Below are 14445 nucleotides of genomic sequence, written 5' to 3'. Positions count from 1 at the left end.
AATGGACAACAAGGTCGGTTTTTTTAAATCGATTCAATTTAAGTTGATTATTATTTATGTTTTGTTGCTTTTTATCGCCATACAAATTACCGGTGTTTACTTTATTCGTCAATTAGAAGAGCAACTCGTTAATAACTATCAAGAAATGCTAGATGAAAGAGCAAATTTACTAGCCTATAGTATCGAACAAGAGTTGACGAAAACGAGAGATGATAACTCTTCACTTGCTAGAGATATTAATGTGTTGCTAAGAGATTTTTTCCCTGTCGAAAATTCGGAAGCACAGGTCGTTGATATCAATAAGGTGGTTTTAGCAACTTCAAATGCTCAAAACCGCCATATTGTTGGGCAACAAAGCACTGAGGTAAGGGTTAAGCGGGCGCTTCTCGGTTCAAAAGATGGAGCGACCTTACGTGATCCTGAGACAGGCCATCGGATGCGTGTCATCGGAATGCCCGTGCAGTCAAAAGAAGGAACGATTGGTGCCATTTATATTGAAGCCTCAATGGAAGAAATCTATGACCAAATCAAGCAAATTAATAATATTCTTGCCAAGGGGACCGTCATTGCTATTTTTATTACGGCGATCCTTGTTATTTTGATTGCACGAACAATAACAACACCAATTATAGAAATGAAGAAACTAGCGAAACGAATGGGAGAAGGAGATTTTTCAAGGCAAGTTCAAGTTTACGGACGAGATGAAATTGGACAACTCGCCATGTCGTTTAATGACCTAACGTTAAAATTGAAAGAAGCCAATGCTTCGACTGATCGAGAAAAGAAAAAATTAAGCTCTGTCCTAACGCATATGACCGATGGCGTGATTGCAACTGACCAGCACGGTAATATTATTTTAATGAATCAAAGAGCAGAACAATTGCTGGAAACTTCTAGTGAAGAAGCCTATTCTAAACCACTTCCAGAAGTGCTAAGGCTTTCTGAGACGTTTGCAGCCAACGAATTAGATGACTATAGTGAGTCGATTTTGCTTGATTTTAGTACAGAAGAACAAGAATTTTTATTGCAAGCGAGCTTTTCAGTCATTCAAAAAGAGAATGGGCCGATCACGGGGATCATTACCGTTCTTCATGATGTGACGGAACGAGAAAAAATTGAACAAGAACGAAGGGAGTTTGTAGCGAATGTATCTCATGAGCTGCGAACACCATTAACAACGATGAAAAGCTATTTAGAAGCTCTAGAAGACGGTGCGATTGAAGATATTGAGCTGGCCTCCAAGTTTTTAAATGTGACGCAAAATGAGACGGAACGAATGATTCGACTTGTAAATGATCTGTTACAGTTATCTAAAATGGACAGTAAAGATTACCGATTCACGTTTGAAGAAGTTGATTTCAATCATTTTCTTCACAATATAGTCGATCGGTTTGAAATGATTGCGACTGAAAAAAACATTCATTTTGCCCGCAGCATACCTAAAGAGCAAATGTTGGTTCATATTGATCAAGATAAAATCACTCAAGTTATAGATAATATTATTTCCAACGGAATAAAGTACTCACCGGACGGCGGGACAATCGCTGTTCACTTGCTTCATCAAGGCAATAATCTTCGCCTCAGCATATCTGACCAGGGGGTAGGAATACCTCGTGAAAGTCAGAAGAAAATCTTTGATCGCTTTTATCGTGTCGATAAAGCGAGGGCGAGAAACATTGGCGGAACAGGCTTAGGTTTAGCTATCGCAAAAGAATTCGTTCATGCACACCGTGGCGAAATTTGGGTTGAAAGTGAGTATGGTGAGGGAACAACGATTTATTTTACACTGCCGTACTCAGGTTTTAAGAGGGGAGAGTCCGATTATGTATGAGAATATTAAATCCGGGACACTTACTTTTCTCGTATTACTGAGCCTTGTGTTGACATGGCAAATTTGGACTTTCCAACCAAACTATGCACTGCTTCAAGATGTGGACTACGTGAATAACCCGAACTTAAATGAAGAAAGAAAGTTATCGCAAGTGATAGTACCAGAACAATTGGTTTTCCATGTGAATGGTGAGCATTCTTTACTGAATAATAGAGAACCACTCTTTCTCGAGTTCTATGAACAGTTGCTCACGAGTCGAGTGGAAGAAATATCGCTGATGTCGAATGTTACACTGAGTCAAGTGTTAGAAGAAACAATTGAACTTGTATTTCCAACTAAGATCCCAGGTGATGTATTTTTAAGTTTATTTGAAAATGTAGAAGAAGACTTCGTATTGCCCATCAATCATGTCGAGCGAGTCCTTGTTTATATAAATCGTGATACAGATAAAGTTCATTACCGTATAGTTTCAAATAAAGAGCAGCGATTTCTAGATATTGAAACGTCATTTCCAACCAGTGATTTTGAGGAAAATTACATGGCACAATCTGATGAATGGATGAGAGCTTTTGATTACTCAGTAGGTTCACAAATGGGGCAGTGGCGAAAATCTCTATTTCTACCTGAGGAAAATGTAAATGTAGAAACGATTTCTTATACGGTCACCCCTGTTTCAGTCGATGTATTTAAGCAGCTGCTTTTTAACGATCCACTGTCAGCAAAATACTTTCGTCAAGCGAACGGCGATGAGTCATACACCGATGGAAACCGTCTCATTAATATTATTAATAATGGCAATTTCATGGATTATATCAATCCAATTTATAGTGAAAACCCTGAGCGAGGAAGTCGGAACGTTATCGTAAGCAGTATCGATTTCATTAATGGACATGGTGGTTGGACGGACCCTTATCTATTAGACGATTGGGTATCAAATGAAGGCAATGAAGAAGCGAAATATCGATTATGGCTCAACGGACACCCGGTGGTTTCATTAGGTGGTTATGATGTGATGAGTCTGCATGTGTTTAGAACAGGTAATCAAACATCAAGATATATAAGACCGTTGTTTGACTTAGACCAACAACCGATGGAATATGCAAGAACAATCGTAGATTTACCATCAGGACATGATGTGATTAATCAACTTGAACAAAGAGAGTATTTTGATCGAACGTTACTACAGAAAATAACAATCGGCTATGAAATGAAAAAATGGAACGCGTTCGTAACGATAGAACCGCATTGGTATATTTTCTATGATAATGTGTGGCAAAAAATAACGTTAGATGATGGAAAAGATCGTGAGGGAGACGATTATGGATTGGAGTAGAGCGAAAACGATTTTTATCATTACGTTTATCCTGTTAAACAGCTTTCTTTTTTATCAGTTGCGAGAACTCAACCATCATAATCAAATTACAATGATTATAGAAGCGACCCTCCAAGAACGTCTAAACGAGATGAACATTGTTATCGAAGACACGCTCGATGAAGAAATACAATCCGGTTTTTTAGTTGTCGGTAAAAACGTTGTGATTTCAGAAGAAGAGATTAATGGATTAAAAGATCAAGAAGTTACTTTTGTCAATGAAACCACCATTATTTCAAGATTAAAAGAACCGTATCCTTTAGAGCAAGGCTCAATGAGTCAACAAGTAAAAAGTTTTCTCGAGGAATATGTTCTAAATGGCGATATGTATCGCTTTAGTCAACAAGAAGAAGAACGAAATCAGTTGCAGTTTATGCAACAATACGATGATAGAATCATGTACTCTTTCGATGAGGCACCGTTAATACTTCAATTAAATGATCAAAGTGAAATTGTAGCCTATCAACAAATGATCTATGAGGTTGATGAAACAGGGAGAGAGCAAGAGTTTCTTTCAGGGTTAAAAGCCATCGAACGCTTGTTAAATGAACAGTTAATTACCGCCAATCAAACGATAACCCAAGTTGATTTTGGGTATTATAGTTTTTTTAAACAAGTAGGTGATGTCCAAGTATTTGCTCCCATGTGGAGAATATCTGTAGATGGAGAGGACTACTTGATCAACGCGATCGATGGTTCTGTACAGGACGTTTTTTAAATGAATAATCGAAGAAATTACTGGAGTGAAAAAATATGACTTTGCAATACAGCGTCTTAGCTAGTGGGAGTTCAGGAAATGCACTTTATGTCGCTACTGAAAACCAGCGGATCCTGATTGATGCTGGCTTAAGTGGGAAAAAAATGGACGAGCTCCTTAAAACGATCGGCTGCCAGCCTAAAGAACTAGATGCCATTCTTGTGACACATGAACACAGTGATCATATTAAAGGAGTAGGAATACTTGCTAGGAAATATAATCTTCCCGTTTATGCGAATGCAAAGACATGGCAAGAGATGGAGAAAGATTTAGGAACACTGTCTTCCGAGCAAAAGTTCCATTTTGAACGAGAAGAAGTCAAACAATTTGGTGACCTTGAAGTTGAGTCGTTCGGGGTTTCTCATGATGCGGCTGAGCCGATGTTTTATGTGTTTCACCATTCAGGTAAAAAATTAGTACTTGCAACGGATATGGGCTATGTCAGTGAGAGAATCAAGGGGACGATTAAAAATGCCGATGCGTATATTTTTGAATCGAACCATGATATTAATATGCTTCGAATGGGACGTTATCCATGGAGTGTCAAAAGACGAATTCTTAGTGATGTAGGGCACGTCTCAAATGAAGATGCAGCGCATGCTTTAGCTGATGTCGTCGGGGAACAAACATCGCGCGTTTATTTGGCTCATTTAAGTAAAGATAATAATATGAAAGACTTAGCAAGAATGACGGTCAGTCAAATTTTAGATGAACGGGACTGTGGTCATGGTCATCAATTTTCATTGTATGATACCGACCCAGACAAACCAACCGAATTGACGGCTGTGTAAGTAAGTATTTAAAACTTAGGATAAAACAGGAGTGTAGACGACTTAATGTCTCACTCCTGTTTTTTCGTAATACAGTGATATTTTCAAAAAACTAGCATTTATAGCTCTATCGTAAAAAGCTTGAACTAGAGGCGTTTAATTATGGTTTGATGGCGCTGATTTTTGGGAAATCTAGTAGATAGTATGTGAAATAATCAAAAGTATTGCTCTCATGTAGACTTTTTACTCAGGGCAAATATAATAAAATTAAAAGGACTTAATTTTACTTACTATCGATAAAAGGATGGTGGCAGACATGGGATATTACGATGAACACTATTCTACCGAAACGAGACAGAACCGGCGCAATGGAAAAGGACTAGGTCTGTCAGCGTTTATTGGTGCAGTTATTGGAGGATTGATGGTTCTTTTTTCAATTCCCGTTCTCTCACAAATGGGACTTCTTCCATACGAAGTAGAACGAGCAAATGAACCGGTCAATGAAGTGATCGAAAGAACACCTGATGGTTTAGAACAAACGGTCAATGTTTCTGTCAATACGGATATTACCGATGCCGTTGAAATGGTATCCGATGCAGTGGTTGGCGTAATTAACCTTCAACAATCCAACTTTTGGTCTGAAGATATAAATGAGGGTACAGGATCTGGTGTGATCTATAAAAAAGCAGATGGAAAAGCATTCGTCGTAACGAACCATCATGTAATTGACGGTGCTAGACAAATTGAGGTTAGTCTTGCAGATGGAACTCGTGTAGAAGCGAGACTGTTAGGAGCTGACGTGATTACCGATTTAGCCGTACTTGAAATTGATGATGATGGGGTAACGACAGTAGCTGAATTTGGTAATTCAGAAACGCTGCGTGCTGGAGAGCCGGCGATTGCGATCGGAAATCCACTAGGTCTTCGTTTTTCAAGCTCAGTTACGCAAGGAATTATTAGTGCAAAAGAAAGAAGCATCCCTGTTGACTTAACTGGAAATGGACAAATCGATTGGCATGCGGAAGTCCTGCAAACGGATGCTGCGATTAATCCAGGAAATAGTGGAGGAGCATTAATTAATATCAAAGGGCAAGTAATTGGTATTAACTCAATGAAAATTAACCAGAGTGCTGTAGAGGGGATCGGGTTTGCAATCCCAACAGCCGTTGCCGTACCTGTAATTGAAGACCTTGAACGATTTGGTGAAGTACAACGTCCGCAAATGGGAGTCGGCATTCGTTCATTATCAGAAATTCCAGGGTACCACTGGCAAGAAACATTGAAGTTGCCAGCAGAAGTGAAAGCAGGTGTATTTATCACAAGCATTGCACCAATGTCACCAGCTGAGCGAGCTGGGCTTAAGGAATATGATGTCATAGTCGAAATTGATGGTACCAAAATTGAGAATAGCCACGATTTAAGAAAGTACTTATATTCGAAAACACGAATTGGTGACGAAATTGAAGTGACCTTCTATCGACAAGGTAAAAAAGAAACAATACAATTACAATTAGCAGAACAACAAAGTTTTTAGTTGTTAAAAATAATGAAAAGTAAAGAGGCATTCGTCTAGAATGCCTCTTTGTTGTGGTGGTTAGCTTTTTACCAAGTAGTCAGCTTTCCCTTTTAAAAAGTCCGGTTTAGCAAAACTCGGGTTGGGATATGTATAAAAGCCTTCTCCTGTTTCTCTACCCAATTTTCCTTTATCGATATATTCCGTTTTAATAAAGTCAGCTAGTTTTTTAAGTTCTTCATTACCTGTTGCTTGAGCTCTTGCATTGGTAATATTATAAGCGGTAGTCACACCAACCACGTCTAGCATTGCAAATGGACCTATAGGGGCTCCCGTTCCAATCATCCACGTTTTATCAATTGTTTCGATGTCTGAGACTTCGTTGGCTAGGAGCATTTGAGCTGCTTCTAAGAATGGTACGAGTAAAGAGTTGATGATATAGCCAGGTTGTTCTTTATATAGTGGAAGACCAATCATTCCAATTTCTTCAGCAAATTGAAGTACTTCATCAAATACTTTCATATCCGTACCTGGGTGTTTCATTACCTCTGCCGTGTTGTTTTTCCAAATCGTATTAGCAAAATGAAGAGCTAAGAACTTTTCTGGTCTGCCTGTAGCTTCTGCAAATTGACTAGGGAGGAACGTTGAAGAGTTAGTAGCAAAAACAGTTTTTTCAGGTGCAACTTGTCCTAATTTCTCGTAAAAATCTGTTTTGATGGATACGACTTCAGGAACAGCTTCAATTACGAGATCCGTATCTCTTGTTGCTTGAGATAGATCCGTATAAAAAGAAATTCGGTCGTATGCAGCATTCACTTCTTCGTCAGAAGCTCCTAAGTCTTTTTGATAAAGGCGTTTTAATCTTAAAATTCTGTCCTGTCCTTTTTGAATCGCTTCATCATTAATGTCAAAGACAGATACATTAAATCCTTTGAATGCCGTTTGGAAAGCGATTTGACTGCCTAACACACCACTACCTGCAACAGTAATATTAGTAAAATTCATAGTTTCGCTCCTTCAATTTTAGAGTGGTTTGAATAAATAGATTGATTTATATAAATATTACCATTTAATTGTTAGTTGGTGTACACAATAATAGTAAGAGAGCTAAAAAGTTTATCCACAAGTAACATGATATAGGATAGGGTATGTTATAATAAAAAGCCAAAAAGTTAATGAGCGGATGTGAAGGGAGTACCAATATGAAATACTATACTTGTAAAGAACACGTAGAACTAGCAATGGAGCACATTATTGACGAGTGTGAGGCAGCACCAAACATGGAAATTTTATCAGATGAACAAAAATTATCCACAGGTTGCTCCTTCTGTGACGAGCAACCTACATACATAATTACAGATTAATGGGAACAAGTGTGTGGATATGTGGATAAGTTCTGTGGATAACTTTATTAGAGTGGGGAGAATTAACCTGTGAATATCTCAATTGTCACTGTAGGAAAGCTAAAAGAGAAATATTTAACGTTGGGGATAAATGAATATTTAAAAAGATTAAGTGCCTATGCAAAGATAGAAGTCATTGAAGTACCAGATGAAAAAGCCCCGGAACAATTAAGTGAAACAGAAATGGAACAAATTAAGCAAAAAGAGGGCGAACGAATTCTTGCCAAAGTGCATCCTGATGCACATGTAATTGCACTTGCCATTCAAGGAAAGCAAATGTCATCGGAACAGTTAGCGTCGGAGCTGGACAAGCTGGCCACGTACGGTAAAAGTAAAATTGCATTTATAATCGGAGGATCACTAGGATTAAGTGATGAAGTGTTAAAACGATCCAATGCGCAGCTGTCGTTTTCCAAAATGACGTTTCCCCATCAGCTCATGCGGTTAATCTTGGTGGAGCAGGTGTATCGGGCGTTCAGGATTAATCGGGGTGAACCGTACCACAAATAGAGGCAAAAAAAGTTGTAAATAAGATGGCATTTTGTCGTTTAGATTAGGGTTGGAAGTCGAGTTTTCCTCTGTCTTATCTAAATCAAGATTTAATATGTGGATAAGTGTAAAGGTCTTGGAAAGATTGACCTCTGAAAAGTCAAAATCGAGTTCAATTTTATCGACAGTTCTAGATCGACCATCAGAATGCTTAATCGTTATGTTATTTAGTAAGAGTTGAAAGAGTTGCTTCTTTTTCTCTCGCGAAGACTGTTTGAAAATTCCTAAGTACTTTTCTAATAGATGGCGAATAACATCTGGAGGAATTACTTTTGAGTCTGATGAACTTAGTTGAACACTAAGTTCATTTTTCTTTTGTTCTAAACCCTTTTTTTCTATGGAAAGCTTTTGTAAGCGTTCTTGTAATATTGTAATTGGGAAAAGGTTCTGTTCAAATGCTTCCATGTACTTTTCTTGCATGGTATTAACTTTTACTAACTGCTGTTCAATCTTTTCTAATTCATCCTGGTTCTGTATAGTCGATTGAACTGTTTGTTTATTCAGAGACTCTATTGTATTGATGTAGAGCTTGGAATCAGCTAAGAAATTCTCTAAACGGTTAATTACAGATTCTTCTGCTTCATAAGCTCTAATAGAATTTGCCTTACAGACAGAAGACCCTTTATTGTGGAAATTACTACAGACATAGTAACGGTGTTTATGTTTTGACCCATCCTTTCGAGTAGAAGTAGTTATTGATGGTACCATTCCTTGGCCGCAATCAGGACATCGAAGGATACTGCTTAACAGAAAAGGTTCGTTTGATTGACGTTGCTTAAAGGATTTACTTTGTCTACGTGCTTGGACAACACTCCATAGTTCATTCGCAACAATGGGTTTATGTTTTCCATCTACGATTATAGGGGTGGGATTTTTCCCTTTCCTACGTCGTTTTTCCCAATTTTCTACTTGTAACCATCTTATCTTACCTATATAAACTGGATTGTCTAAAATTGTTGCTATACCGTTGATTGAAAAGTGTCTATTGTGCTTTGTCTTATAACCTGCTTTATTAAGCGAATTCGCAATCGCCTTTAAGCCTTTACCTTCTGAATACATTTCAAAGATTAAAGTTACAATTGCTGCTTCTTTCTGGTTTATTAATAGTTCTTTCTCCACTGAATCATAGCCAAATACAAGACCTCCATTCCACGAACCTTCTTTTGCTCTTTGGGTCATTCCAAGCTTTACGTTTTCGGATAGGGTATTACGTTCCATTTCGGCGATAGAAGCCATAAGTTGAACAACTAAACGGCCTATGGGAGTACCAGTGTCAAAGTTCTCTGAGTAAGAAATAAACTTCACATCGTTTTCTTCAAATTGATCTAGTAAAACGAGGGTATCTAACATATTACGGGAAAGACGTGATATCTTCCAAACTAATACTGCTTGGAATTTTCCCTTATCTATATCAGCTACAAGCCTTTGCATTGCAGGGCGACCTTTAATAGATTTCCCGCTAATTCCTTCATCAACATACTCATCAGCAATTTCCCAATTATACAGTGTTGCGTACTGTCGAAGCGTTTGGAGTTGAGCGCTAATACTATACCCCTCAGATGCTTGTTCTTCTGTACTTACGCGAGCATATATGGCTACTTTTTTAATTTCCATTGCTGTAACCTCCTTCTTTATTATCATACAATGGCAATAAAAAAAGGTGAAATGACAGTTGTCATTCACCCTGATTATGCAGAAAGGATATTGATCAAATTTTCAGGTTCAAATTGATAAAAAATCTTTTTGATTTTTCTCTCCTTTGTAGTTGACCCCTTTGTAATGTGTATTTCTTTGATAAAGTTATGAAAAAGCAACTTTTTGTCTTCGTCTGAGATAAGGTAATAAAAGGTTTCGAAATTATTGACAACGAATTCTATGTCTTGGTTTAAGCTTAGACTTTTTTGAAGCTCGATTCGGTGATGTAAGTCTTTTAGCTTTTTTTGGTCTTTCTTTTTTTGTTTTTCAGACTCTCGAATAAATAATGTGATGGTATCCATGCTGATTGTTTCTCCATCATCGTCCTCTGTATATAAAAGGGAAAGAAAGTGATTTAGCTTTTTCTCTATCTGATCTAAGGATTTTTTTAAGATTTTTGCCTTTTCCTCAAGTGATACAAGAGTAGAGTTTAAGTTTGATACTATTATTTGATGAAGTAAAGGTGATAGGTTAAGGATATTCAAGTAGGAAACTACCTCATTTAGCACATGTTCTTCAGCATATTCCTTTTTTACCAGATTTGATGAACAAGCAGCCTTACCGCTGCTTTTGTTTTTATTGCATTGGTAATACTTATACTTCTGGCTGCTATTTCCTTGTACCATTACAGAGCCACATTGAGGACATTTAAGTATCCCGGAAAGGGGGTAAGTACCTGGATGAATTTTTTTAGGCTTAAAACTTTTTTTCAATCTTAACTCTTGTGCTTTATCCCATAACTCTTGTGGGATTATTGCTTCATGTAATCCTTCAGTAAATGCTTCTTTCCACTTAATATACCCGATATAAATCTTGTTTTCTAATATTTTTTTAATTGCAGTCGTGGTCCAATCTTTTCTGTTTTTTGTTTTTATACATTGGAGATTTAGCTCAGATGCAATCTTTTTATAGCCCCAATTGTCGTATACATACTTTTTAAAAATGAAATTTACTACACTAGCTTCTTCAGGAATAACCCTTAACTCTTTGCTTACGGACTCATAGCCATAAACTTTTCCGCCATTAAAGTACCCGAGGGTTGCCTTTTTCTCCATGCCAGAGATAGTATTTCTAAGTATGTTCTCTCTATCTTTTTCAGCCTGATAGGAATTAAATATAAAGGTATCCTTTGAATGGGGATAAGTTGTATTTACGTTATCATAGATGGATATGAAGTACTTGTTGTTTTCCTCAAGCTTATCCCAAATGAAAAGTGACTCAATTAGCTTTCTAAATGCACGGTCTATTTTTAAAACAATTAGGTATTCAACTTCGTTGGTATCAATTAAATCATTGATCATTTTAATAAATTCGGGTCTTCCCTCGATGCTTTTAGCAGAACCTTGTTCACTGTATATTGCCACAAGTTCATAACCATGAGCAGCACAATATTCTTTTATTACACTTATTTGATTCTCAATAGATGTGTTCCCTTTTTGTTTTCCTGTACTAATTCGAACATAAGCAAAAGCCTTTTTCATTACTTTTCACTTCCTTTAGTTGTATTTACTGAATCTATGTTGTTTTTATATTTAATAATGAGATCAGATAGAAAGTTTAAAAATTGAGTTGCTTTCATTTCCTGTGGCTTTTTTTCTATTGTTAAAATTGACTCATAATAGTTGTTATAGTCTAAAGGTGTATTTGTTTTCATATTCCAGTTCCTTTCCCTTCTTAATTCGATAAGAAAAACAAAAAACCCCAAGCGGCAAGAAGCCTATGCATGAAAATCAGAAGATAGTCATGTTAGGTTTCTATACCATGCTTGGGGTTTTCCCTTATTATGCATGTATAATATTTTATTAGATTTTAATATCCTATAAGGTTAATATATCATATTTTATAAAAAGTGCAAGTGAAAAAATAATTTGAGTAAGTTAATAGTATAGATATTTAAATGCAGTAAATACTCTATGGTTATAGGAAGAATATAAGCTTAAAATACAAAATTTAAAAAACATTAATAAAAGTGAGAACTTACCTTGTGCAAAGGTGTGTTCTTGCTTTTTTTATTTACTATACGGAAAAAGTAAAGTATATAATGCTTTCTTTTGTTCTAGAGATAGTTCCGTAATCATCTCTATCAGTTTGGTTTCTAATTCTTCGGCCATATGTTCTTGGTTATTCTCATTCTTGTTTAGTACAATTTCTTGAAATGAATTAGATACTTCTAGCTGTTGGAAAAATTCTGTTAAAGAGGTATCCAACTCAAAACAAATTTTCGAAAGTGCAGAAAGGGATAATTCTTGATTACCGTTTTCAATTCTAGATAACGATGGTTGAGAGAGTTGTACCTTCTTTGCAAATTGAACCATTGATAGTTTTTTTTTAATACGCAATTCCTTAATTAACCTACCAATTAAAAGATTATTCATGTTATACCCTCTTACTTTATATATTTCTTCTTTATTATCTATGGTACTGTTTTTTCATTTTACAATCAATAAGCAATGAGGTACAATATATTCATAATATGAATATATACTTATTGTGAATATAGGGAGGCATATTTATGAGTAATAAGAATTTGCAGAAGTGTGTAGAAGATTTTGTTGAAGCAAGACTAGAGTCTATATTAACTAGTACGGAATATGAAATGTATATTGAAACATTGTATAAGGAACTAGAAGAAAAAATGTTTGAAATGACTAAAGAAGAGAGTGAGGAAGAAATTCGTTCAAAGCTAGATGAAATAAAATCAAATATATATGAGCAAATATTTGCTCAAAACAAAGCGACATATAAATATGCCGTAAGAGATACTATGTCACTTATGATTAATAATTATATCGTTCCTAAAAAATTTGAATAAGCATAAGGAGAGACAGTAATGAAGGTATTTGCTGGAGATTTAGTGATCAGTCTTTCAACAGTAATTGAGGAAAATAACCTGAATGAAGATTTGGTGAATAAAGCACATGAAAGCTTAGATACAGAATTGTTTAAAGAGATCGAGCTACTCTTGGGTGCAAAAGGTTACGCTGTTAGTTCGCTAGGTGTAACATTAAAAGAAGTAGCGAACCCAAAAGAGGCAACTATTAAAAGCATAAAAAGACGGACACAAGAAGCTAAACGCAATGTAAAGTCAGTATATGGAAAAGCAAATATCAAGACATTTACTATAGATTAAAATTATAAGAGGAGATATTTATTTATGAGTAGTGTTAAATTACCTCTTAACTTTTTTGGAACCGATAGAAAAGATACTGACTTATACAAAGATATATATAATGCTTTTGATCATCAACTCGATGAGTTTTTTATAATGGAAGAGAGATTTGAGAATACAGTAGATTATAATTCATTTTTTGTTCCAGTTGTCATCTTAGCTGCTGACTTTGCAAATGACATTAGGAGTATAGACGTTATTGTTTATGCTTATATTTGTTATAGCGTACATATCAGCAAACGGAAAAGTACTGCAGTTAAGGTAAATGTATCCGAAATCTCAGGTAATACTTTTATTAAGAAAACAAATGTCAGACAGTCTATCAATATTCTGATTAGAGAGCGATTATTAGAGAAAACGGATGTAAGTGGGTATTATCTAATACCAGATTTATTAGTTGACCCTTGTTTTATGGAGTTTTTTATTACATCTAGGAATTAACAAGTAAGTAACAATATAAGTATAATAATAAAGGCACTTAAATAAAATTTGTATGTTAATGTCTAGGACAAGTTGTCCTAGACATTTTTCATGTGAATAAAATACTAATTTCTTGGGTCCAATATATGGTCTCTAATAATGGATACCATGAATATAGTTATGGTATCTAATAATAGATACCATGAATATAGTTATGGTATCTAATAATAGATACCATGAACATTCTTAATGGTATATATGAGCAATTAACCCCCTAATTAAGAGGGTTTTATATGGTCTCTAATATAAGTGTCCAATATAAGAGACTAGATTGTTATGGCATTTGTCAAATGACCCTGATGGCAATTAAGTTTATTCAGCAAATATTGCATGAATAAATATATTTTACCTAGAGAAGTGGCCATGCTAGGCTTCTATGCTAGGCCAACTAAAGGTATCTATAATGAACATAGAGGCTCTGTGATAAGCATCTACGCGTATAGATAAAATTTTATATAACATTATTCTCTTAACTTTAATTTCCTAAATAAGTTAAATGCCAAATACAAGATAGGTCAAAATTGTGTACGTAATAGTAGGAAACCAAAAGATATAAACGTAATTAGGTGTGTAAGCACCGTCATTAGAAGGAAAAGTTTTCTGCTGTAGCTAGTCTAGTCTCATGTTGGATAAAAATTCGTAGTAATTTTAGTAAAAAGTCTATCTTACCACATGGATATTTAAGTTATAGAAAAGTATTTTTGACTCTAATTTTTTTGGTTAAAATAACAGTTAAAAAGGGTTTTTAAAAGTATACTTGTCGGGTGTCTAGGCCCTAAAAGTTAACATGAATCCCTTGGTATAAAAGGTTTTGTTTATTATAGGTTCACTCCCTAGGTAGTGGGGATAACTGGGTACCATTTTGTTGTCCACCTTCAAAAAGAATATTTTTAAAGAACTAACTAT

At 35.7% G+C, this 14445-nt stretch carries 14 protein-coding genes; 10 read left to right on the top strand and 4 right to left on the bottom strand.

All coding sequences use genetic code 11. From position 1 onward, the window contains the following. Position 1 precedes the first annotated feature (1 nt). The 5 genes from walK to N7Z68_RS12130 all read left to right on the top strand — a co-directional run bounded on the left by walK (position 2) and on the right by N7Z68_RS12130 (position 6264). Positions 2-1831, top strand: a complete 1830-nt coding sequence (walK, locus tag N7Z68_RS12150) for a cell wall metabolism sensor histidine kinase WalK (RefSeq protein WP_275118749.1) — start codon at positions 2-4, stop codon at positions 1829-1831. After that, the gene (locus tag N7Z68_RS12145; protein WP_275118748.1) at positions 1824-3164 is read left to right on the top strand and encodes a YycH family regulatory protein; all 1341 of its coding nucleotides are present in this window, start codon (positions 1824-1826) and stop codon (positions 3162-3164) included. Before walK ends, N7Z68_RS12145 begins: the two co-directional genes overlap by 8 nt. After that, complete coding sequence (locus N7Z68_RS12140; protein ID WP_275118747.1) at positions 3151-3921, top strand: two-component system regulatory protein YycI; 771 nt, start codon at positions 3151-3153, stop codon at positions 3919-3921. Before N7Z68_RS12145 ends, N7Z68_RS12140 begins: the two co-directional genes overlap by 14 nt. A 35-nt stretch (positions 3922-3956) precedes the next feature. Then, positions 3957-4751 carry an MBL fold metallo-hydrolase gene (locus N7Z68_RS12135; RefSeq protein ID WP_275118746.1) on the top strand — a complete coding sequence of 265 codons (795 nt, stop codon included), beginning with the start codon at positions 3957-3959 and terminating at the stop codon, positions 4749-4751. Positions 4752-5046: 295 nt separating this feature from the next. Next, positions 5047-6264: a S1C family serine protease gene (locus N7Z68_RS12130; protein ID WP_275118745.1), complete on the top strand. Its 1218-nt coding sequence runs from the start codon at positions 5047-5049 to the stop codon at positions 6262-6264. A gap of 60 nt (positions 6265-6324) precedes the next feature. Here N7Z68_RS12130 and N7Z68_RS12125 read toward each other — a convergent pair whose 3' ends face one another. Then, positions 6325-7248, bottom strand: a complete 924-nt coding sequence (locus N7Z68_RS12125) for a 3-hydroxyacyl-CoA dehydrogenase (RefSeq protein WP_275118744.1) — start codon at positions 7246-7248, stop codon at positions 6325-6327. A gap of 197 nt (positions 7249-7445) precedes the next feature. Between N7Z68_RS12125 and N7Z68_RS12120 the strand changes: the two genes are divergently transcribed. Together N7Z68_RS12120 and rlmH are read left to right on the top strand one after the other, a co-directional pair. Further along, positions 7446-7607: a CxxH/CxxC protein gene (locus tag N7Z68_RS12120; RefSeq protein WP_275118743.1), complete on the top strand. Its 162-nt coding sequence runs from the start codon at positions 7446-7448 to the stop codon at positions 7605-7607. Positions 7608-7676: 69 nt separating this feature from the next. Continuing rightward, positions 7677-8156, top strand: a complete 480-nt coding sequence (gene rlmH, locus N7Z68_RS12115) for a 23S rRNA (pseudouridine(1915)-N(3))-methyltransferase RlmH (protein WP_275118742.1) — start codon at positions 7677-7679, stop codon at positions 8154-8156. Here the strand turns inward: rlmH and N7Z68_RS12110 are convergent. The 3 genes from N7Z68_RS12110 to N7Z68_RS12100 all read right to left on the bottom strand — a co-directional run bounded on the left by N7Z68_RS12110 (position 8091) and on the right by N7Z68_RS12100 (position 12265). Further along, positions 8091-9809: a recombinase family protein gene (locus tag N7Z68_RS12110; RefSeq protein ID WP_275118741.1), complete on the bottom strand. Its 1719-nt coding sequence runs from the start codon at positions 9807-9809 to the stop codon at positions 8091-8093. The genes rlmH and N7Z68_RS12110 overlap by 66 nt on opposite strands. Before the next feature lie 74 nt (positions 9810-9883). Further along, entirely contained in the window at positions 9884-11371 is a 1488-nt protein-coding gene (locus N7Z68_RS12105; RefSeq protein ID WP_275118740.1) for a recombinase family protein, read from the bottom strand. Between the two features lie 528 nt (positions 11372-11899). Then, positions 11900-12265 (bottom strand): helix-turn-helix domain-containing protein, encoded by a 366-nt coding sequence (locus N7Z68_RS12100; RefSeq protein WP_275118739.1) that lies wholly within the window; start codon positions 12263-12265, stop codon positions 11900-11902. A gap of 137 nt (positions 12266-12402) precedes the next feature. On the opposite strand from N7Z68_RS12100, the gene N7Z68_RS12095 reads away from it, so the two are divergent. The 3 genes from N7Z68_RS12095 to N7Z68_RS12085 are packed head-to-tail and all read left to right on the top strand — an operon-like array spanning position 12403 to position 13500. Continuing rightward, positions 12403-12702, top strand: a complete 300-nt coding sequence (locus N7Z68_RS12095; protein ID WP_275118738.1) for a hypothetical protein — start codon at positions 12403-12405, stop codon at positions 12700-12702. Between the two features lie 18 nt (positions 12703-12720). Further along, a complete protein-coding gene (locus N7Z68_RS12090; RefSeq protein ID WP_275118737.1) occupies positions 12721-13020 on the top strand; it encodes a hypothetical protein in 300 nt (99 codons plus the stop codon). Positions 13021-13044: 24 nt separating this feature from the next. After that, positions 13045-13500, top strand: coding sequence for a hypothetical protein (locus N7Z68_RS12085; protein ID WP_275118736.1), 456 nt, complete (start codon positions 13045-13047; stop codon positions 13498-13500). Positions 13501-14445 lie beyond the last annotated feature (945 nt).

Origin of the sequence: Alkalihalobacterium chitinilyticum, from assembly GCF_029028005.1 — a bacterium.
In the GTDB taxonomy this organism is placed as follows: domain Bacteria; phylum Bacillota; class Bacilli; order Bacillales; family Bacillaceae_F; genus Alkalihalobacterium; species Alkalihalobacterium chitinilyticum.
Note: the sequence above shows the minus strand (reverse complement) of the source record. Positions and strands in the feature narration are given on the sequence as shown.